At 59.6% G+C, this 18,637-nt stretch carries 15 protein-coding genes; 3 read left to right on the top strand and 12 right to left on the bottom strand.

The genetic code is table 11. From position 1 onward, the window contains the following. Positions 1-130: 130 nt before the first annotated feature. Positions 131-1,468 (bottom strand): four-carbon acid sugar kinase family protein, encoded by a 1,338-nt coding sequence (locus tag QA644_RS31105; protein WP_283072947.1) that lies wholly within the window; start codon positions 1,466-1,468, stop codon positions 131-133. A 5-nt stretch (positions 1,469-1,473) separates the two neighbouring features. After that, entirely contained in the window at positions 1,474-2,730 is a 1,257-nt protein-coding gene (oiaX, locus tag QA644_RS31100; protein WP_283074060.1) for a 3-oxo-isoapionate-4-phosphate decarboxylase OiaX, read from the bottom strand. 176 nt (positions 2,731-2,906) lie between these two features. On the opposite strand from oiaX, the gene QA644_RS31095 reads away from it, so the two are divergent. After that, positions 2,907-3,611, top strand: a complete 705-nt coding sequence (locus tag QA644_RS31095) for a transcriptional regulator NanR (protein WP_074072620.1) — start codon at positions 2,907-2,909, stop codon at positions 3,609-3,611. Positions 3,612-3,699: 88 nt separating this feature from the next. Here QA644_RS31095 and QA644_RS31090 read toward each other — a convergent pair whose 3' ends face one another. Beyond that, complete coding sequence (locus QA644_RS31090) at positions 3,700-4,245, bottom strand: alpha/beta hydrolase (protein WP_283072946.1); 546 nt, start codon at positions 4,243-4,245, stop codon at positions 3,700-3,702. 102 nt (positions 4,246-4,347) lie between these two features. Here QA644_RS31090 and QA644_RS31085 point away from each other — a divergent pair, with 102 nt between their 5' ends. Together QA644_RS31085 and QA644_RS31080 are read left to right on the top strand one after the other, a co-directional pair. After that, a complete protein-coding gene (locus QA644_RS31085; protein ID WP_194730591.1) occupies positions 4,348-4,824 on the top strand; it encodes an Lrp/AsnC family transcriptional regulator in 477 nt (158 codons plus the stop codon). A 91-nt stretch (positions 4,825-4,915) separates the two neighbouring features. Next, positions 4,916-5,812, top strand: a complete 897-nt coding sequence (locus QA644_RS31080; protein WP_283072945.1) for an alpha/beta hydrolase — start codon at positions 4,916-4,918, stop codon at positions 5,810-5,812. Between the two features lie 2 nt (positions 5,813-5,814). Here the strand turns inward: QA644_RS31080 and QA644_RS31075 are convergent, their stop codons facing one another. The 9 genes from QA644_RS31075 to QA644_RS31035 all read right to left on the bottom strand — a co-directional run bounded on the left by QA644_RS31075 (position 5,815) and on the right by QA644_RS31035 (position 18,635). Next, on the bottom strand, positions 5,815-7,818 hold the full coding sequence (locus QA644_RS31075) for a CocE/NonD family hydrolase (protein ID WP_283072944.1): 2,004 nt from the start codon (positions 7,816-7,818) through the stop codon (positions 5,815-5,817). A gap of 46 nt (positions 7,819-7,864) precedes the next feature. Next, the gene (locus tag QA644_RS31070; protein WP_283072943.1) at positions 7,865-9,496 is read right to left on the bottom strand and encodes an ABC transporter ATP-binding protein; all 1,632 of its coding nucleotides are present in this window, start codon (positions 9,494-9,496) and stop codon (positions 7,865-7,867) included. After that, the gene (locus tag QA644_RS31065; protein WP_283072942.1) at positions 9,489-10,316 is read right to left on the bottom strand and encodes an ABC transporter permease; all 828 of its coding nucleotides are present in this window, start codon (positions 10,314-10,316) and stop codon (positions 9,489-9,491) included. Before QA644_RS31065 ends, QA644_RS31070 begins: the two co-directional genes overlap by 8 nt. Beyond that, positions 10,313-11,320 (bottom strand): ABC transporter permease, encoded by a 1,008-nt coding sequence (locus QA644_RS31060; protein ID WP_283072941.1) that lies wholly within the window; start codon positions 11,318-11,320, stop codon positions 10,313-10,315. Before QA644_RS31060 ends, QA644_RS31065 begins: the two co-directional genes overlap by 4 nt. Positions 11,321-11,416: 96 nt before the next feature. Then, the gene (locus tag QA644_RS31055; protein ID WP_283072940.1) at positions 11,417-13,006 is read right to left on the bottom strand and encodes an ABC transporter substrate-binding protein; all 1,590 of its coding nucleotides are present in this window, start codon (positions 13,004-13,006) and stop codon (positions 11,417-11,419) included. Positions 13,007-13,127: 121 nt separating this feature from the next. Beyond that, positions 13,128-13,910, bottom strand: coding sequence for a carnitinyl-CoA dehydratase (locus tag QA644_RS31050; RefSeq protein WP_283072939.1), 783 nt, complete (start codon positions 13,908-13,910; stop codon positions 13,128-13,130). Positions 13,911-13,916: 6 nt separating this feature from the next. Next, positions 13,917-15,971 carry an acetate--CoA ligase family protein gene (locus tag QA644_RS31045; RefSeq protein WP_283072938.1) on the bottom strand — a complete coding sequence of 685 codons (2,055 nt, stop codon included), beginning with the start codon at positions 15,969-15,971 and terminating at the stop codon, positions 13,917-13,919. A 4-nt stretch (positions 15,972-15,975) separates the two neighbouring features. Then, positions 15,976-17,136: an acyl-CoA dehydrogenase family protein gene (locus QA644_RS31040; RefSeq protein WP_074072610.1), complete on the bottom strand. Its 1,161-nt coding sequence runs from the start codon at positions 17,134-17,136 to the stop codon at positions 15,976-15,978. After that, complete coding sequence (locus QA644_RS31035) at positions 17,133-18,635, bottom strand: carnitine 3-dehydrogenase (RefSeq protein WP_283072937.1); 1,503 nt, start codon at positions 18,633-18,635, stop codon at positions 17,133-17,135. Before QA644_RS31035 ends, QA644_RS31040 begins: the two co-directional genes overlap by 4 nt. Positions 18,636-18,637: the final 2 nt, after the last annotated feature.

Below are 18,637 nucleotides of genomic sequence, written 5' to 3'. Positions count from 1 at the left end.
GATGACGGACCGCTGGATGCGAATGTCACGTTCACGGTCGGCATCCGCGAAGGATGCGCGAAGGCGAGCGCTTCGTCGACGGTCTTGTTCATCGGAAATCCCCCGCTTTCACGCGGGGGAAGATGTTAACTCAGTTCTTCCTTCCATCGCGGATCTGCGCGAAATAGCCGTCGGATCCAACCTGGCCGCCCTTAAGAGCGATCTGCAGGCCATTCGTCGGCTCGTAGCTGCCATGCGCCAGGCAAAGCGGAGAACCCGGTGTGTGGGGAAGCGGAAGCAGCGTCGTCAGAGCGTCGATCTTCAACTGCCTGAGTGCATGACTGGAGGTATCGCCACCGGCAATGACGGCACGCGAAAGCCTTTCGCTCTCGATCAAACGGCGCAAGACCGAGCCGAGCACGCTTCCGAGCTTGTGACGAGCGCCCGGGACCATGTCGATGTGGACGCCAACGTCCGCCGATGGGCCAAGGGCGGTATAGAAAATGATGCTCTTTCCCTCCTTCAGCTTTCGGGTGCCGGCCTGTACCGCCTCATCCGCCGAGCGTTCGCTATCCTCCGACACCAGTGCAAGAGGGTCGAGTGCAATGCTTTCAAAGCCGTCATGGACCGCATTTCGGATTTGACGCTCGGTCGTCGGAGATACGCTGCCGGAGACGACGGCGAGGCGGTCAACCGGGCCGACATCGGCAAACTCGATGCTGCTTTCGCCGATAATGCCGTTTCGCCGCCAGGCACTGAGAAGCGCGTATTCGACCCCCGACGAGCCGGCAACGAAACTCGAGGATTTGCTGGTAAGACGGAGTAGCTGTTTACCTGCAGCCACCTGCGTCGCCTTGGATTCGACATCGATGAGCACAATCCCATCTGAAATCGACGCGAGTTCGTCGATACGCGCGTCGGCGTTTGCGGATGTGAGCGCAACAAGGTCGGCGACTGCAACGGGAACGCGGGTCTGCTTTGCCAGGTGGACGGCAAGGTCGGCCTCATCCATCGGAGTTACCGGATGGCAGCGCATCACCGGGTGCCGGTCGATGCGATAGATACGGCCCTGGTAGGCGGCAAAGAGGTTGCCGAAGGCGGTATAACGCTTCAATTGCGGCGCACCAACGATGACAGGCACAATGGACTGAGCGAACGTCGTCCGGCCGATTTCGATCGCCTTGCCGATGCTGCCGATCTCAGCACTGGAATCGAAGGTCGAGCAGACCTTGTAGTGGCATATCTCGGCGCCCAGCGACTTCAGCCATTCGAAAGCGGGCGTCAGGTGCTGTTGCATCCATGCGGGTGTCTCGCTGCGGCTTGTTCCCGCAATACCGATCGCCTGGCAACCCTTGAAGCGGGCGAGAATTTCGGGCGTAGGGATGTCGAGAAAGAGCGCAGTCGCAATGCCGTTCGACGCCAAGGCCTCCATGACATCGGTGGAGCCGGTAAAGTCATCGCCGTAGTAGCTGACGAGAAGCTTGTCCATCGCGATCAGGCGCCTTTTCCGTCGCTGAACTTTGCAATGGAAGCCGCAAGCTCCGGATGATCCTTAGCGTAGGCCTCCAATGGTATGCCGGCGACTGCGGCCTGCCAGGCCTGCTGGACTGCCCGAACGCCGGCGGCCGGTCCGCCGGGATGACTGACGATGCCGCCGCCGCAAAGGTAGAGAAGGTCGGTGGTACGGCCGGTTCGTTGGTAGGTCTCCGGGGCCTGTCCTCCCCACTGACCGGATCCAGCAACCGGAAGCGGGCAGTCGGAGGCGTCGAAGAGCGGCGTGGTGACGGCCTTGAACGATGCGATGAAGCTTTCGTCCGGTTCCCAGTATTTTACCCGGATGCCGTTGATCTGGAACTGGTCGACGCCGAGCAGTCGCCAAAATTGCTGATAGACCTTGAAGTCCATGCCGGCGCCAGGGTCGCGCGTCAGCAGGTCCCAACCGTTGCGATGCGCATGCAGCACCAGATTGGAACGCTTTCGAAGAAAACTCATACCGCCGAAGCCGATCGAGTTGATGTTGACGACGGCGCAGTTGCCGCCGGCCTTGGCGACGATGTCGTGGTTGCGCATCATTTCGTCGGGGTCGGCATGCGAGATGCCGAACGCATACATGACCTTCTTGCCGGTCTTTTGTTCGTGGTCCAGAATGCGCGGCATGATCGCTGCGACACGCTCCTCGAGCGGCGAATAGGAAGGGCTCATCAGCTTCTCGTCATCCTTGATGAAGTCGACGCCGGACTTAATGAGTTCGCCGACAAGCTCCGCCGTTTCATGCGGCCGCAGGCCAAGGGCCGGCTTGACGATCGTTCCGATGATCGGACGGGCCTCTACCCCGGTCAGGCGGCGACTTCCGGGAATGCCGAACTGCGGTCCCGGATGGGCACCCTTGAAGGCGTCCGGCAGCTTCATGTCGACGATGCGAATGCCGGTCATGCCCTTGATGGAATAGACGCCGCCGATCGCGATGGTCATCAGGGCCGAAAGATCTGTGCCGATCGCGTCCAGCGGAAAGGCGATGTCGACATCGGCGCGGTGGAGCAGAGTGCCGGGACCAACCTCCGGCCATGTTGGACGGCCTGCATCGCCGAGGCGGCGGATCGCCAGCACTCGGGCGGCGACACGCGATTTCAGCTCCTCGGTTTCACCCGGAACGGGCACGAAGGTTCCGGTCGACTGGTCGCTTGCGATCTTGTCCGCCATTGATTCGACGCTCCCAGGCGTCTCGATGCGGTAGGTCAGCGTAATCATCATGACGTGCAGGTTGCTCCTGTCGCCACGAAAGATTGTCATGGCGTCAACTTATGATCTGGTATAATCAGTATTCCAATCGATGAAAAGTGGAATCTTTCGATACGCGCATTTCGGGCTGAGCTTTGTTCTCGGCATGGAAGATGGTAGGAGGAGACATTTTGAGCCAGCGAGATCTTATGACACAACCCATCGAACAAATCGTCCGCCGGAAACTGTCCGACGAAGTGTTCGATCGACTCGAGCGGATGATTACGTCAGGCGAACTTCAGCCTGGCGATGAAATGCCGTCCGAACGCGTTCTCATGGAGCGCTTTGGCGTTGGTCGTCCTGCAATCCGCGAAGCGATGCAGTCACTTGCCAATAAGGGGCTCGTGAACATTTCCCATGGTGAACGAGCCAAGGTACTGCAACTGACGGCTCAATCGATCTTCCGTCAGGTCGATTTGACAGCGAAGATCATGCTGTCCCAGTCGGCCGATTCTCTGGAGCATCTGAAGAGCGCCCGAATTTTCTTCGAACGGGGCATGGCGCGGGAGGCCGCCCAACGTACCAAGCAGAGCGACGTCGACGCGCTTCGCGACATTATCGACCGCCAGCGCCGCGCATTGGGACACGCAGAAGAATTCATCGCCGCGGATATGCAGTTTCATACGCGCATCGCTCAGATTTCCGGCAATCCGATATTCGTCGCAGTGAGTGAGGCAATGCTCGCATGGCTGAAGGAATATCACACCGAAATGCTCATCTGGACCGGCAAGGAAAAGCTTACACTGGTCGAGCACGAGGAAATTCTTGAGCGGCTTGCCGCAAACGACGCCGATGGTGCCGAGGCAGCGGTTCTGAAGCATCTCGAACGCTCGCGGGCGCTCTACACGAAGTAGTTCACTCACGCGGCTTTATCACTACGGATACCGAGTGGCTTTCCGGATGACGGTTCGTTCGAGCCGCCGATCGGCAGCAGTCGCTTGCTCATGCTCCCTTGGAAATGCTTTCGGCAAAGGCCTGGAACAGGGTTAGCCCACTCGGCCAGTCCTCAAGCCCACTGCGGCCGTTGATATGGCCGAGTGCTCCGACCTCGACAATGTGGCTGCCCCATTCGGCCGCCCGCATGCGGGCATATTCAATCTTGCCATAAGGATCGTCGGAACTTGCAATGACGAGAGAGGGAAAACGGAGCTTGCCTTCCGGCGGGTCGGTGAAACCGGCAGCCTCCGGCGGATAGGCATCGGACTGCGGATCGGGCACCGCCACAAGGAAGGCGCCTGCTACGGGAAGAGAAGAAACGCGCTGCCAATGGACGACCAGAAGGCACGCCAGGCTGTGCGCCACCAGCAGCGGCGCATTTTTCGTGGCGGCGACGGTTCGCTCCAGCGCTGCAGCCCAGTCCGGTAAATCCGGCCTATCCCAGCTCTTCGGTTGAAAACGGGTCGCTCGGGGATTTGTCCGCTCCCAATGCGTTTGCCAATGTGTCTCCCCTGATCCTCCAATACCGGGCAGAATGATAATGTCGGCCATGCTTTCTCCTTTCACGTCGGGAAGATGGCGTCTTCCATCTGTCTCTGGAATAGGCAATCATCGGAAAACACATCCGATTTCCGATGAACTAAAGGTCAAAGCATGACACCTGCCCAAAACGGCCGCTTCCTGCTCGATCCGACCGATATCGCCATCATTGAAGCATTGCAGGAGGACGGACGGATTGCGATTTCGGAACTTGGGCGCAAGATTGGATTGTCTCAACCGGCGACGTCGGAGAGGGTAAAGCGGCTGGAAGAACGTGGCATCATCGCCGGATACGGAGCACGTATCGATGCCACCCGACTAGGATTGGGAATGATGGCGGTCGTGCGCCTTCGCACGACGCACGAGCACATCCGTGCATGTTTGAAGCAATTTTCCGAAATGCCGCATGTCATAGAAGTGCTGCGGCTGACGGGAGAGGACTGCTTTTTCTTGAAGGTTCTGGTCCCGTCACCGGGAGACCTCGAGACGATCGTGGATTCGATCGCGAGGTTCGGGGCCGTAACAACGTCCCTCGTTTTGCGCGGTGAGCCGCCGAAATTCATCGGGCGCACGCTGATCCAGCAGGTTTAGGAATTCCAGAACAAAGCCGACCCAGCGGATTTTACGAGGAAAAAAACGGACGCAACGTCGACCAAAAAGAGGTACGCCTGTGCATCATCCGATGCCGACAGAGACAGGGATTCTGCAGTTCCTTGCAATTTGTGACAGCTTCTATCCCGCTGATGCGGTGGCTGCTCCCATTTCCCGGCAAAGGCAATGGTACGATGCTCTTTGTGCGCGTTTCGACCAGCCCCTGCCGCAGGGACTGACGACTGAGGACGCCCTCGTTCTCGACAGGATAGCAACACGGCATTATCGGCCGAAGGCGATCAGGACAGAAACTGTCCTGCTTTATCTGCATGGCGGCGGCTTTGTCGTGGGATCGCTTGAGAGCCATCACGCGATCTGCGCCGAGATTGCCGATTTTGCCGGTGCCGAGCTCATTTCGGTCGATTATCGCCTTGCGCCCGAATATCGATGGCCGGCGCAAACGGATGATTGTTTCGACGTGTTGAAACACCTGCTCGTCTCAGGCAGGCAGGTCGTGCTGATCGGCGACAGTGCTGGCGGCAATCTTGCCGCTGGATTGGCGATCAGAGCGCAGCAGCAGCGATTGCTCGGCATTGCTGGCCAGGTGCTGATCTATCCGACGCTTGGTGGAGATCTTGTATCCGGGTCCTACAGTGAAATGGAAAATGCACCGGGGTTGAAAACGTCGGACGTCGCCTATTACCGCGCAAGCCTGAAGGCTCCGCCAGGCGATCCCGTTGCCGAACCCCTTGCCGCCGCCTCATTTGCGGAGCTGCCGCCCGCCTTCATCACCGTCGCTCATTTCGATCCGCTGCGCGACGATGGCCGCCACTACGCGGCCAAGCTTGCGAAGGCCGGTGTGGAGGTCTGGTTCCGCGAAGAGCCGCAATTGGTGCACGCCTGGCTAAGAGCGCGTCATATGAGCGATGGAGCTCGCATCGGCTTTCGGGCAGTGTGCGAGGCCGCCAGCCGTTTTGCTGGACCATGACATTACATCAGGTCCCGCGGGATCTGCTTTTCTGCGAAGATCTTTTCAAAGACCTGAGTCTCGCCTTCATAGGCCGTGACAACGGCGCTGATCATCCAACTCGTCTTAGTGCAGGAGATCCTGGCCGTCGACACGGTGCGGATAGACCAGCCGGGGCGCTGCATGTCGCATGTCCACGTGGAAGTGCCGGTCATCGAGAGAGGATCGTCGGGTGCGATCGACCAGACTTCTTGCCTCAGCTGCCGTGTCGAAAGCCCAGTCTCGGGATGCTCGAAAAGACCGGTGTCCTCATGGATCTGATAATGGGTAAAATTGCCGCACAGATCACGGACGACCTGTCTTTTCGTGGCAGCAGGAGCGTGCTCGATATACTTCGGCAGAGGATCAGGATGCTCAGGCGCCTTCATCTCGATCTGTTGATGGTCGCCGAGTTTGGGAAGCGCAAGGCCGATCGAGGCTATATCGATGCTCACGCCAGCGTCTTCCGGAGGCGGCAGTATCAGCGGCCAATAGGCAGTCGAGAGTGAAAGGCGGATGCGGTGACCGAGGCGGACGCGATAGCCGCAGGCATCAAGGACGATGCGCACCGGGGTCCGTTCTCCCGTCTTCAGCGGTTCCGGCGCGGCATTGCTGTCGCGATGAGCAAGGTTGAGCACGCCGAAGGAGATGCGTGTCGCTGTCCCATCGGGATGAACATCGACAAGGCGCACGCAAAGATTGGCGGTCGCCGCCTCTGAGCGAAGAGAGAGAGTGAGTTCCGGCCGGCCGAGATAGTCATGGTCTTCGGCAATCGGCACGGTCTCGAAAACGAGAGACCCCGCATCGTCGCCGCGCTGGTCGAGAGCCATCTCCGCATCCGGCTTCAGCGTGAAATATTCGCCCGACGCAGTGCCGGTATCGAGCGGTGAACGGAGATAGAGGCGATGCTCCGGCGCCTGGGGGATCGGCATCCCCTCAGTCAGCCGGCCGAACTGCTCGACATAAAAGCACTGCATCTTCGGCGGCTCCCAGACATCCTTGGCGATCCAGAAGCCGGGGTCGAAATCGCGGCGCGGTGCCGGCCGGATGGCGTCGAGGATATAGGCGCGCACCTGCGGCAGCGCATCGGCGCCGTTTTTGTCGCCACGCAGCCAGCGGTTCCACCAGGTGATTGCCTCCCCGTGAAAGTCGGTGCGTGGCTTTGGCCAGGCGAAATGCGGGTATTTGTGAACCCAAGGCCCGATGAGCGCCTTCGCCTTGCCGCCAAGACCTTCCACCGCCATCAGCGGCGTATTGCGGTAGCCATCGGCCCAACCGGCGATGACAAGTACGGGAATGTCGACGCGGGAAAAATCTTCCGAAATCGAGCCATGACGCCAGAAGTCATCCTTGCGCTGATGCTTGAGCCACTCTTCCATGAAGAAGGGTTCGCGCTTAAGGCGCTGCAGCCACATTTCCTTCCAGCGGTCGCCGACGATTGCAGGGTCCGGCGGGCGTGATTGATAACCGAGCATGGTTGCAGCCCAGGAAAGCTGAGCCGAAAGATGGCATCCGTTTTTGTAATGGATGTCATCGTTAAAACGATCGACCGTCGAAGCGATGGAGATGATCGCTTTAAGAGCCGGCGGGCGAAGGGCTGCGACCTGAAGACTGTTGAAACCGCCCCAGGAGATACCCATCATGCCGACAGAACCGTTGGACCAGGGCTGAGCAGCGATCCAGGCGATCAGTTCGCAGGCGTTGGCGAGTTCGAGCTCGGTATATTCGCCGTCAATGACATCGTCGGATTCGCCTGACCCTCTGATGTCGACGCGCACCCCTGCAATCCCCGCAGCGGCGAAGACGGGATAGGTCGATTCATCACGAAGGCTGGTTCCGTCGCGCTTGCGGTAAGGCAAGAACTCGAAGACCGCCGGGACGGGATCGGCCACCGCGTCGTCAGGCATCCAGATGCGCGCTGCAAGCTGCGTACCGTCTTTCAGGGCGATCCAATGGTTTTCGATGGTCGTGAAGCCGCGTTCGGTCATGGTGTCCTGGTCAGCAAATGCGGAGGAATAGCGAACCGATGGGAATTCAGTTGCCGGCGCTCTCCATCCTACGTGTGGTGAGCACCCGCTCAAGCCAGCCGATCTCCATCTCGGGTACGGATTTGAGCAAGAGATCGGTATAGTCGTCGAATGGCGGGGAGAGCACCTTGGATTTTGGTCCGAAGCGGACGAGCTTGCCGCGATGCATCACTGCAACGCTGTCGGCGATCGCCCGCACGATGGCGATATCGTGGGTGATGAAGATGTAGGAAAGCTGCGTATCTTCCTGCAGCCGCAGAAGAAGGTTCAAGATGCCTTCTGCGACCAGTGGATCGAGCGCTGAAGTGGGTTCGTCACAGAGAATGAGTTGCGGTTTTGCGGCAAGTGCCCGCGCAATGGCGACACGTTGCTTCTGCCCCCCTGAAAGCTCCGCCGGGTAGCGATCGATGAAGCCGTTGCCCATCTCGATCTGATCGAGCAGTTCCTTGACCCGAGCGGTCTTGGCTGCCCCGCGCAGGCCGTAATAGAACGTAAGTGGCCGGCCGATGATGTCGCGCACGGTCTGGCGCGGGTTCATCGCCGTGTCGGCCATCTGGTAGATTAGCTGGATGCGCCTCAGATCGTCATGCGAGCGACTTTTGACATTCGACGTCAAAGGATTGCCGTTGAAAAACACCTTGCCCTCGCTCGGCGGCAGAAGACCGGTGATGACGCGCGCAAGCGTCGACTTTCCGGAACCGGATTCGCCGACGACGGCAAGCGTCTGGCCCCTAGGAACATGCAGCGAGACATCGTGCAGTACCTTGAAGCCGTTGGAATATTCAGCGCTGACATGGTCGACCTTCAAGAGCGTATCGGACTGGTCGGGTGCTTCTTCTCGAACAGCCTGACGCACATTGACGAGGGCACGCGTATACTCTTGCCGCGGCGCCTCGATGATCTGCTGCACGCTGCCATACTCAACCTGCTTTCCGTAGCGCAGCACCATGATGTCGTCGGAAATCTGAGCAACCACGGCGAGGTCGTGGGTGATATAGAGTGCTGCCGTGCGTGTCTTTTCGATCGCATGCTTGATAGCGGCAAGGACATCGATCTGGGTCGTGACGTCAAGCGCTGTCGTCGGCTCGTCAAAGACGATGAGTTCGGGATTGGGGCAGAGCGCCATGGCCGTCATGGCGCGCTGCAGCTGGCCGCCGGAGACCTGATGGGGAAAGCGATCTCCAAAGGTCTCGGGGTTCGGCAGGCCAAGCACCCGAAACAGGTACGTTGCCCTTTCCTTCGCTTCCTCTTTGGTCATGAGCCCATGTTTCACCGAGGCCTCGATGACCTGATCGCCAAGCCGGTGTGCGGGATTGAAAGCGGCTGCCGCCGACTGCGCGACATAGCAGACGCGCGCACCGCGGATCCGGCGGATACCGTCCCTGTTGAGTGCGAGAATATTCTGGCCGTCGAGACGAACCTCGCCGCCTGTAATTTCGGCACCGCCTCGACCATAGGCCAGGGCAGAAAGCCCGATCGTCGATTTGCCTGCGCCGGATTCGCCGATGAGGCCAAGAACCTTGCCCCTTTTCAGGTCGAAGGACACGTCATCGACGATCGTCACGCGCTTCGGCGGCTCGCCGGGGGGATAGCTGGTCGCTTCGATTTTCAGATTGCGGACGCAAAGAAGCTCAGGCATCGCCGCGCCCTCCCTTGAGGCTGGACGTACGTTTCAACAGCCAGTCCACCACGAGATTGACGCAAACGGCAAGGGCTGCGATCGCCGAACCGGGAACAAGGGCTGCGGAAATTCCGAAGATGATGCCGTCCTTGTTATCCTTGACCATGCCGCCCCAGTCGGCGGCTGGCGGCTGAATGCCGAGACCGAGGAAAGAAAGCGTCGACAAGAACAGGATCGAGAAGGCGAAGCGCAAGCCAAATTCGGCAAGCAGTGGTGTCAGCGTATTTGGCAGGATCTCGCGGAAGATGATCCAGGTCTTGCCTTCGCCGCGCAGTTTCGCGGCTTCGACGAACTCCATGACGGCGACATCGAGCGCGACCGCCCGACCGAGACGGTAAACGCGGGTGGAATCGAGAATCGCCATCACGAGAATCAGCACGATCAGGTTTTGTGGCAACACGGCGAGAACGACGAGCGCGAAGATCAGCGTCGGGATCGACATCATCAGATCGTTGAATCGTGAGAAGACCATATCGATCCATCCGCGCGAGACGGCCGCTGTGAAGCTCAAGATGATGCCGAGCGAAAAGGAGATGATCGTCGCGGCAAGGGCGACAAACAGCGTCGTGCGGGCGCCAAAGATCAGACGTGAGAGGATGTCGCGTCCGAGATTGTCGAGCCCAAAGAAATACTCGCCATCGGCTATCTGCCAGACGTTGCCGACCACTTCCGTTTCGCCATAGGGGGCAAGCAAGGGCGCAAAGATCGCGCAGATGAAGGCGGCTGCAATGCCGAACATACCGATCCAGGCCGTGATGGGAACATTTCGCAATCTCATCGCGGGTGCCTCAGTCGCGGATTGGCGATGATGGCGAGGATGTCGGCCACCATGTTCAGGAAGATATAGACGGCAGCGAAGATGAGACCGCAGGCCTGCACGACCGGCATGTCGCGAACCGTGACAGCGTCGACCATATACTGACCCATGCCGGGATAGACGAAGACGACCTCGACAACTACGACGCCGACGACGAGATAGGCAAGGTTGAGCGCCACCACATTGATGATCGGCGCCAGCGCGTTGGGGGCTGCGTGCTTGACGATTGATCGGAAGGCACCGAGCCCCTTGAGCTCGGCAGTTTCCATATAGGCTGAAGACATAACGGAAAGGATGGCAGCGCGCGTCATTCGCATCATATGCGCCAGGACGACGAGAACGAGGGTTGCCGTGGGCAGGGCGATCGCCTTCAGTCGGTCGACGAGGCCCATGCTTTCATAGACGGTCGCTGGAAAGGTCGCGACACCGAGTTTGACGGCGAAGAAAAGGATCAGGAGATAGCCGATGAAGAATTCAGGCAGCGAAATCGCCGCCAGCGAGATGATGTTGATGATCTTGTCCGGCAGACGGTTGCGGAAATGGACGGCGAGCATACCGAAACCGACGGCAAGCGGTACCGAGATGACCGCAGCGAAGCCCGCAAGGAAGAGTGAATTGCCAAGACGCTTGCCGATCTGCTCGCCGACGGAATTTTTACTGGCCCACGACGAGCCGAAGTCACCCCGTAGGGCATCTCCGAGCCATTCGAAATAGCGCGTCGTTACCGGACGGTTCAGCCCGAGTTCCTGACGGATATTGGCGACGGCTTGAGGGGTTGCGGACTGGCCGAGATAGGTTGTCGCGAAATCGCCGGGCAGTGCTTCCAGGCCTCCGAAGATCACGACGGAGACGGCAAAGAGCAGGATGATGCTGAGCACGAAGCGCTCGAGAATAAGGGCAAGCAGAGGAAAACGCTGCTTGAACCTCAGGCCGGGCAAGATGTGACCTGACAAAGGATTGGACATGGCAAAGGCCTCGTGCTGAAACGTCGGGAGGACCGTGGGGTGCATTCCCACGGTCCTGGCTGCGTTAGAGATGAGGGGCGTTAACCCCTTCACGTGCTAGGCGTCCAGCCAGACGCGGGTCGCGACGTAACCGTTCGACATGTCGTTGCCGATATCGTGAACATAGCCTTTTACCTGCTTGGTGGAAGCATTCACGAAGTCGTTGAACATCGGCAGGATGAGCCCGCCTTCGTCACGCACCATCATCGCCATCGTCCGGTACATGTCCTTGCGCTTGGTCTCATCGAGTTCGGCGCGCGCCTGTAACAGCAGCTTGTCGAAATCCGGTCGCTTGAAGCGTGTGTCGTTCCAGTCGGCTGTCGACAGATAGGCGGTGGAATACATCTGGTCCTGCGTCGGCCGCCCGCCCCAATAGGACGTCGAGAAGGGCTGGACGTTCCAGACGTTGGTCCAATAACCGTCGCCGGGCTCGCGCTTGACCTCGATCTCGATGCCCGCCTTCTTGCAGCTTTCCTGATAGAGAACGGCCGCATCGACTCCACCCGGGAAGGCCACCTCGGAGGTGCGCAACAGCACAGAGCCGCTGTGACCGGACTTCTTGTAATGGAATGCCGCCTTGTCGGGATCATACGCACGTTGCTCGATGCCCTCGGGAAACAGCGCATAGGTATTGTTGATCGGGAAATCGTTGCCGACCTTGCCATAACCGCCAAGGATCTTCTTGACCATGGCTTCACGATCCATGGCGTATTTCAGGGCAAGGCGCAGGTCATTGTTGTCGAACGGCGCGGTATCGCAATGCATGATGAAGACGTAGTGGCCGCGGCCGGAGGTGGACAGAATCTCCACGTTCGGTGCGCGCTTCAAAAGATCGACCGTCTTCGGATCGACGCGATTGATGTAGTGCACCTGGCCGGATGACAGCGCTGCGATACGGGCGGTAGCATCATTCATGCCGATGATTTCGATAGAATCGACATAACCGCGGTCGGAACGCCAGTCCTCCTTGTTCTTCTCGAAAGTTGCGCGAACACCCGGTTCGAAGCTCGTGAGCCGGTAGGGGCCGGTGCCGATCGAGGCGAGCGGATCGTCATTGCCGCCATTGGGCTGGATCACCAGGTGATAGTCGGTGAGCAAAAGTGGCATATCGGCATTGCCTTCGCTCAGCGTCAATACGAGATTGCCGCCATCCGCCTTGATGTCCTTGATCGATCCCAGCACGCCAAGGGCGCCGGATTCGGACTTGGCGTCCGTGTGGCGCTTCAGCGTCGCGACGACGTCGTCGATTGTCATTTCCTTGCCGTCGTGGAATTTGACGCCCTTGCGGATCTTGAAGGTCCAGGTCCCCGCATCCTTCGACGGCTCCCAGGATTCGGCAAGCGCAGGGACTGCAGCCCCCGTCAGCGGATCGGATTCAACGAGCATATCGCCCCAGCAGCGGCCGACGCAGAACATGAACTGCGACAGGAATTTTGCCGGATCCTTGGAATCGGTTGCCGCCCCACCTTCGAGGCCGAGCTTCAGATGACCGCCACGCTTCGGCTCCGCCGCCTGTGCGCTTTCAGTAAAGAGTTTATCGGCAACCGCCAGCGTGATGCCTGCTGCCATGGCACGTCCGATGAATTCACGGCGGCTCAGTCCACCGGCAGTTACGCGACTTGTGAGATATTTCGTATAGCCGTTCATTCCCCTGTTCCTTCTTCTTGATGCGTTGACAGAACTTTCGGGCAATTGGCGGCATGCGGTTTCCTCTTCCGCCTGCGCCGCCCGAGATCATGCGGGAAAAATGGCGGTTGCCGCCGCCTCGTCACTTTCCTTTCCACATTGGGGTTCGCTTCTCCGCGAAAGCCCGCGCGCCTTCCAATTGGTCTTCGCTCGAATAGAGGGTATCGACGGTTGCCAGCTGCCGTTTCGTGATCTTGTTCATGGCAGTCTGAAACGTTGTTCCCTCCGCTTCGCGCACGATTTCCTTGATTGCGGCATAGACAAGCGGCGGTCCGCTTTCGAGCAGCCGGCCAATTTCCCATGCACGGTCCATCAATTTGCCGGCCGCGACGACCTCGTTTACGAAGCCCCAGCGATGGGCCTCGTGGACGTCGAGCCAGCGTCCCGTCAGAAGCATGTCCATTGCGATATGGTAGGGGATGCGCTTGGGAAGCTTGACGGAAGCTGCATCCGCAACCGTTCCCGAGCGGATTTCCGGCAGCGCGAAGGTCGCATGTTCAGCCGCGACGATCAAATCCGCCGAAAGGGCAATCTCCAGTCCGCCGCCGCAACAGATGCCGTTGACAGCACAGATGATCGGCTTGTTAAGATCGCGCAGTTCCTGCATCCCGCCGAAGCCTCCGATGCCGTAGTCGCCATCGACGGCATCGCCTGCCGCTGCCGCCTTGAGATCCCAGCCTGCGGAAAAGAATTTTTCGCCGGCTCCGGAAATGATTGCTACTCGCAGGGCTGAATCGTCTCGAAAGTCGCGGAAAAGAACGCCCATCTCGCGGCTCGTTGCAAGATCGATGGCGTTCGCTTTCGGCCGGTCTATGATGACCTCGAAAATGCCGCCGTCGCGTCTCGTGCGAATGGAGCTGCTCAACTTCTGCTACCTCCTTCGCCGTATAAGGGCGTCGACTGCGACAACGCCCTTGTTTTCAGGAAGAACCATCAATGGATTAATGTCCAGTTCCTCCAGACGCGCGGCATTCTTTACGACATAATCTGCCGCTGCTGCGACAGCGAAGACAACCGCTTCGAGGTCGCCTTTTGGACGGCCACGATAGCCGTTGATCAATTTTCCGATCCTCAGACGCGAAATCGTCTCCGTTATCGCCGTTCTGGTCGTTGGAAGCGACAAAATGGCGGAATCGTCAAGCAATTCCACCAAAATTCCGCCCGAACCGACTGTGAGTGTCAATCCGAAGACAGGATCGCGTGCTGCTCCAATGATCAGCTCTGCGACGCTGTGCTCCACCATCTTTTCGACCAGGAATGCCTTGGTGCCGTTCATCGATGTGGCTGCGTCGAATACCGCCGTTGCGTCCTTTAAGTTGAGCGCCACAGCACCCGCCTCGGTCTTGTGCTCAATGGCGAGCCCCTTGAGCACGACGGGATAGCCGAGCTCGTCCGAGCCCTCCATCGCCTCTTGCGGAGAATTCGCAACGAAACCGGCAGGGACGGGAACGCCAAAGGCCGAGAGCGCTGCCTTTGCATCGGCCTCATCCAACGTTTCGATCTCGCCTTCGACTTGTGGCACGTCGAGAAGGCGTAGCTCTGGTGGAACGCTCCATTCCCGACCGATGCGGCTTGCGATTTCGGTTGCTGCAAGCGTTTCGAAAATGCCGCAAAAAGGTACGACGCCTCTCTTCATCAGGCTGACGGCACGATCTTCAGGCATGTTTTCGGGCAGCGTCGCGACAACGCCTGCAAGCCCACCGGTGGAGGCTGAAGCGGCAACGATCGCATCGACCGTCGTCGTCCAGTCGGCAGCATCGCATCGGTCGGTCCGCGGGAAATCAAGCACGACGAGGTTGAGCGCATAGCCGCCCTCAAACATTGCCGTAAAAGCGTCCGTCTGGCGACCGAGATCGCCCCACGCAAACGTATGGTAGTCCAAGGGATTGGAAAGGGTGACCATTTGCCCGAGCGCGAGGCGAAGGGGCGCCAGCTGCCCAGGCCGCAAGGTGCGAAATTCTACGGCGCGACCGACGGCGGCATCCGCCATCAGCGACGCTTCACCACCTGAACAGCTCATCGAGGAAATCGCATTGCCGGTAAGCGGTCCGGCAACATGCAGGAGTTTTAGCGTTTCCAGCAACTCCGGTAATGAGCCGACACGGCCGATCCCCAGACGGCCAAGAACGGCATCGCAGACCGCGTCGCTGCCGGAAAGCGAGGCCGTATGAGAAACCGTCGCTCGTTTCGCCTGCTCGGATTTCCCGACCTTTAGCGCAACGACCGGCTTTTTCAGCTCGCGTGCTCGTAGCGCGAGCTCCTGGAGCGCCGGCAGGTTTCCGAAACCCTCTACGTGAAGCCCGACTGCGGTGACGCGAGGGTCCTCGAGCAGCGCGTAGGCGACGTCTGAAAGTGACGTCTGCGCCTGGTTGCCGACCGTGACCAGATAGGCGATGGGCAGGCCGCGCGTCTGCATGGTCAGGTTGAGCGCGATATTTGAGGACTGGGTAAGGATTGCAACGCCGCGGTCGACACGTTGCATCCCATGCTGGTCGGGCCAGAGCAATGCGCCATCAAGACCGTTGATCAAACCATAGCAGTTCGGCCCAAGGATCGGCATGTCGCCCGCCGCGTCCAGCAGGCGCCTTTGAAGATCGGCACCGTCGGCCAATTCGCCGGCCGCCTCGCTAAAGCCCGATGCGTAACAGACCGCACCGCCTGCTCCTCTTGCAGCAAGATCTCTGACGATGTCGAGTGTCAGCATCCTGTTGACGCCGACGAAAGCGGCATCTGGCGCGGCGGGCAGTTCCAGGATCGAACGATAACAGCGCCGTCCATGAACCTCTTCGAGTTTTGGATGGACGGGCCAGACGTCTCCACCGAACCCCATTCGGTCGCACTGCTCGATAACCCGATGCGCCTCGCGACCGCCGAAGACAGCGATCGTTTGAGGTCTGAGCAGGCGGTCGAGCGAGCGCTGGGTCATCGTTTCATGCTCCGAATGGCCGCAGCAGCTCACGGCTGATGATGTGGCGCTGGATCTCGGAAGTGCCGTCCCAGATGCGCTCGACCCGCGCATCCCGCCAGAAACGGGCAATCGGCAGATCGTCCATCAGACCCATCCCGCCGAAGATCTGGATCGCCTCGTCAGTTACGCGCGCAAGCATTTCTGAAGCGTAGAGCTTTGCCGAGGCGATCTCGCGGTTGGCGCCAATACCTTGATCGAGCCGCCAGGCTGCAGCAAGCGTCAGCCAATCGGCCGCATCGATCTCGGTGATCATATCCGCGAGCTTGAAAGAAACGCCCTGATTGGCCCCGATCGGCTTGCCGAACTGCCTGCGCTCGGCAGCGTAGGGAAGGGCCATGTCGAAGACGCGCCGGGCCCGTCCGACGCAGGTGGCGGCAACTGTCAGTCGCGTGCCGTAGAGCCATTCATTGGCAATATCGAAACCGCGATGGATCCCGCCCAGCACCTGGCTCTCGGGAAGCCGGCAATCGGTGAAGTTCAAGATGCAATTGTGGTAGCCGCGGTGCGATATGGAATCATATCCCTTGAGGATCTCGAAGCCCGGCGTGCCGCGGTCGACGAGGAAGGCCGTAATTTTCTTCTTCGTTCCCTTCTGTGTCGCCTCCTCGCCGGTGGCGGCAAAGACGATGACGAAATCGGCGACGTCGGCATGCGAGATGAAATGCTTCGTGCCATTGAGAATGAAATCGCTCCCATGGCGGCGGGCCGCACACTTCATGCCGCGCATGTCCGAGCCGGCATCCGGCTCAGTAATTGCAAGCGCGTCGATCCGCTCGCCGCGCACAGCCGGCAGCAGATACCGGTCCCGTTGGTCACCTTCGCAGGCCATGAGAATACCCGAGGGACGACCGAAGAAGACCGTCAGGGCCATCGAGCCGCGGCCAAGCTCCCGCTCCACCAGAGTAAAAGTGGTATGGTCGAGCCCGGCGCCGCCAACCTCTTCAGGGAAATTGCAGGCGTAAAAGCCGAGTTCGATACACTTGCGCCGGATCGCCTGGCCAAGTTCAGGCGCGACGACGCCGGTGCGCTCGACGGCGTTTTCGTGCGGATAGATTTCCGTTTCGACGAAGCCGCGGACCGTTTTGACGATCATCTCCTGTTCTTCGTTGAGAGCAAAATTCATGACGAACCCCAACGCTTCTGACCGACGTGGCGGCCGGCTCCTTCAGGACGGGGGAGAGCCGCATGGGCAGCGGCGATGGACCCGGCTTTCTCAAGCACTCCAGATGCGGCGGGTATCGCTTTGCCGGCCCTTGTGTCGACATGCAGCAACATGTGCTCGGCGGTCGCAATCGCCTCGCCAGCCGCCGTGTCATGGATCGTGTGGAACAGCTGCAACCGCTTTTCATCGACGCAAAGCACCTGACAGGTTGCGTGGATCGCCTGACCGAGCTTGGCCTCTCCGAGATGGCGGATATGGGTCTCCACCGTATAATAGCTTTGCCCCGCCTCAACATAAGCGAGATCAACACCGATGAGGCGCAAGAGGGCATCCGAAGTGTCGCCGAAAACCTGCAGGTAGCGGTGCTCGGTCATATGGCCATTATAGTCGACCCAGGCGGGGCTGACCTTGGTTTCGACCAGTCGCAGCGGTTGCGAGAGATCCGATGATGCCTTCGTCTTTCCGCTCGCTGCCCAAAGCGAGTGCTCGAAATCCTTAAGCAGCTTTCCAGCACCCCAGCCCTTGCCGCCATTGGACCCCTTCAGGGCCTGAAGGATACCGACGAGATTCTCGTCGCGAATTCGTTCGAGCTCACGAATGGAACGGCCGGCTGCCTGCTCATCGGACTGCTGGCCGATCTTTTCGACGAGCGCGTCGTCAAGATCGACCACATTGGTGAGCTTCGTCCAGGGCCATGCGAGGCAGGGACCGAACTGTTGGAGGAAGTGGCGCATGCCAGCCTCGCCACCTGCAATCCGATAGGTCTCGAAGAGACCCATCTGTGCCCAGCGCAGGCCGAAGGAATAGCGGATCACGTCGTCAAGCGTCTCGACTGTGCAGATATCGTCATGGATCAACCAGAGGGCTTCGCGCCAGAGCGCCTCGAGAAGGCGGTCGCCGACAAAAGCCTCGATCTCCTTGGCGATGTGAACGCCCTTCATGCCAATCGGCGGCAATTTTTCCATCGCGGCCTTGATCGTCGCCATCGCCGTCTTCTCGCCGCCGACGATCTCGACCAGCGGCAGGAGATAGACCGGATTATAGGGATGGGCGACGAAGAGGCGTTCCGGATACTGCATGTCCTGCTGAAGATCGGTCGGCAGCAGGCCCGACGTCGAGGAGCCAATTAAGGCATCCGGTCGCGCTGCCGCGTCGATCTGGGCTAACACGCTACGCTTCAAGTCGAGCCGTTCGGGCACGCTTTCCTGGATCCAGTCGGCATCGACGACGGCTTCTTCCAAGCTGCCGCAGAAGGTCAACTTGCCGCGTTTTGGCAGCGGTGCGCCTGTCAGCATCGCATAGGCCCGTTCGGCATTGGTGAGGACCTCGCCGATGATGCGGCGCGCGTCAGGATGTGGATCGAAGACGTCAACGTCGATACCGGCCAGAAGGAAGCGAGCAATCCATCCGCCGCCGATGACGCCGCCGCCTATGCAGGCTGCCTTGTTGATCTTGATCATCC

The sequence above is a fragment of the Rhizobium sp. CC1099 genome (assembly GCF_029714385.1).
In the GTDB taxonomy this organism is placed as follows: Bacteria; Pseudomonadota; Alphaproteobacteria; order Rhizobiales; family Rhizobiaceae; genus Rhizobium.
Note: the sequence above shows the minus strand (reverse complement) of the source record. Positions and strands in the feature narration are given on the sequence as shown.

Coding starts and splice junctions, on each gene's coding strand:
- QA644_RS31105 (WP_283072947.1), bottom strand. CDS start 1,468: ATGGACAAGCTTCTCGTCAGCTACTACGGCGATGACTTTACCGGCTCC.
- oiaX (WP_283074060.1), bottom strand. CDS start 2,730: ATGATGATTACGCTGACCTACCGCATCGAGACGCCTGGGAGCGTCGAA.
- QA644_RS31095 (WP_074072620.1), top strand. CDS start 2,907: ATGACACAACCCATCGAACAAATCGTCCGCCGGAAACTGTCCGACGAA.
- QA644_RS31090 (WP_283072946.1), bottom strand. CDS start 4,245: ATGGCCGACATTATCATTCTGCCCGGTATTGGAGGATCAGGGGAGACA.
- QA644_RS31085 (WP_194730591.1), top strand. CDS start 4,348: ATGACACCTGCCCAAAACGGCCGCTTCCTGCTCGATCCGACCGATATC.
- QA644_RS31080 (WP_283072945.1), top strand. CDS start 4,916: ATGCCGACAGAGACAGGGATTCTGCAGTTCCTTGCAATTTGTGACAGC.
- QA644_RS31075 (WP_283072944.1), bottom strand. CDS start 7,818: ATGACCGAACGCGGCTTCACGACCATCGAAAACCATTGGATCGCCCTG.
- QA644_RS31070 (WP_283072943.1), bottom strand. CDS start 9,496: ATGCCTGAGCTTCTTTGCGTCCGCAATCTGAAAATCGAAGCGACCAGC.
- QA644_RS31065 (WP_283072942.1), bottom strand. CDS start 10,316: ATGAGATTGCGAAATGTTCCCATCACGGCCTGGATCGGTATGTTCGGC.
- QA644_RS31060 (WP_283072941.1), bottom strand. CDS start 11,320: ATGTCCAATCCTTTGTCAGGTCACATCTTGCCCGGCCTGAGGTTCAAG.
- QA644_RS31055 (WP_283072940.1), bottom strand. CDS start 13,006: ATGAACGGCTATACGAAATATCTCACAAGTCGCGTAACTGCCGGTGGA.
- QA644_RS31045 (WP_283072938.1), bottom strand. CDS start 15,971: ATGACCCAGCGCTCGCTCGACCGCCTGCTCAGACCTCAAACGATCGCT.
- QA644_RS31040 (WP_074072610.1), bottom strand. CDS start 17,136: ATGAATTTTGCTCTCAACGAAGAACAGGAGATGATCGTCAAAACGGTC.
- QA644_RS31035 (WP_283072937.1), bottom strand. CDS start 18,635: ATGATCAAGATCAACAAGGCAGCCTGCATAGGCGGCGGCGTCATCGGC.